The organism is Vibrio sp. Vb1755 (assembly GCF_033338635.1).
Lineage (GTDB): Bacteria > Pseudomonadota > Gammaproteobacteria > Enterobacterales > Vibrionaceae > Vibrio > Vibrio alginolyticus.
The window spans coordinates 1-1830 of record NZ_JAWOTA010000075.1 but is presented as its reverse complement, the minus strand read 5'-3'; the positions used below and the strand labels follow the sequence as shown (position 1 = coordinate 1830).

The window sequence follows — 1830 nt, the reverse complement described above, 5'->3', positions numbered from 1 at the left end:
CGTCTATTTCAGATGCAATGAACTCACCGATTGCTCACAGGGAGTACTTGCTAACTCATTGAGCATTATGCTTTTTGATGTCGCATTTAGGTTGAAAAACCAACACGAGCATTCGGCTGAATACAACAATAAAAAAGGATTTTTGATGTTAGCAAAACCCATAGTACGTTGGCTTTTACCCTTCGTTGTCGTCGGCGGATCTTACGCTGGATATGCTGCGATTGCAGCGACAGCACCAGAGAAAGAGTCAACAAAAGAAACCATAACCGAACCCACAGTTCGAGCCTCTTCTCTTTTTCCTACTGACCATAAAGTCGTGATTACCAGCCATGGCGAATTGGTTCCATTCGAAAAAACACACCTTTCTGCTCAAGTCAGCGGTGAAGTGATCAGTTGGCACCCTAATTTTGTAACCGGTGGCATCGTGAAGCGTGGGGAAGTGTTATTCACGATAGAAAGCGATAATTATGAAGCGGCCGTACTTCAAGCTGAAGCGGGTCTGGCTAGTGCTCGAGCATCGTTAATTGAAGAACAAGCAAAAGCGGAAGTGGCGAAACGCCAAGCGAAAAAACTTAGCGACAAGCAAATCACCGAGCTGTACTGGCGTAAACCTCAGGTGCTTAGCGCGCAAGCGCAAGTGAAGTCTGCTCAAGCCGCTCTCAAACGTGCAAATCGCGACTTGGAAAACTGCCGAGTGGTTGCGCCATACGATGCTTTAGTGGTCGAGCGTGATGTCGGTGTGGGGCAGTTTGTGACGTCGGGATCTCGTGTCGCCACTTTGAATAACATCGAAGTGGCGGAAGTGCATGTTCCAATTGCTGGTTTTGATAGTGCGTTTTTGCCGGAGTCAATCAAAGAGCTGACAGCAACCGTAACTCAGCAAGGCATTCTCTCGACCACACGTGAAGGTAAAGTCGTTCGCGATTTGGGAATGATTGACAGCGCCACACGCATGATCAATATGGTGATTCAGGTTGAAGACCCTTATGGCATCGATAACCAGCAACCGCCAATCAAATTTGGTTCTTACGTAGAAGTCAGCTTTACGGGCAAAGAGCTCAAGCACATCTATCGTCTTCCACAAGAATTAGTGAAAAACCGCACGGTTTGGGTCGTCAACGATGAAAATCAACTTCAGCCTCGCATTGTCACAGTATTAAGAGCTGAGGGAGAATTCATGTTGGTAGGTGAAGGTTTGGAACAAAGTGACCAATTGGTTCTGACTCTTCCTGAATACCCGCAAAAAGGCATGGCGGTTCAAATTGCAAAAAAGAATGACGACTCCGAAACCGTCGTACAGTAAGTAGGAGTTTGTCATGGAAGATACGAATCAAAAGGGCATCATTGCCTATTTTGCCAATAACCCTGTGGCTGCCAACCTGTTGATGGTGTTTATCATCATCATGGGTATCGTGAGTTACATGTTTATCCAGCGTCAGATGTTCCCGAATATCGAAGTGAACTACATCGACGTTCGCGCGACTTATCCAGGTGCGTCTCCTCAAGAAATTGAAGAGAGTATTTTGGTCAAAGTGGAAGAGTCGATCAAAGACGTTACTGGCATTAAAAAAGTGGTGTCGCGAGCTTCTCGTGGCAGTGCTTATATTTCTATCGAAGTTGATGTCAACGCGGATATCAAGCGAGTGCTTGATGATGTGAATCAGCGCATCGATACTATTTCTAACCTGCCTCTTGGCATGGAGCCCATCAATGTCTATCAGGTTGAATGGCGACAAGACGTGATAGAAATGGGGCTGGTGGGGGACAGGCCTCTTGAAGAGCTTAAGCCGATTGCGAAGCAGATTGAAGATGAGCTTCTGCAGCTTAATA

2 protein-coding genes are annotated in these 1830 nt (G+C 46.4%); both read left to right on the top strand.

Annotated elements, in window-relative coordinates:
* Positions 1-145: 145 nt before the first annotated feature.
* The gene (locus R7E00_RS22665; protein WP_318124499.1) at positions 146-1303 is read left to right on the top strand and encodes an efflux RND transporter periplasmic adaptor subunit; all 1158 of its coding nucleotides are present in this window, start codon (positions 146-148) and stop codon (positions 1301-1303) included.
* Between the two features lie 13 nt (positions 1304-1316).
* Positions 1317-1830 (top strand): efflux RND transporter permease subunit (locus R7E00_RS22660; RefSeq protein WP_318124498.1); only part of this gene is annotated, 514 nt, incomplete at its 3' end.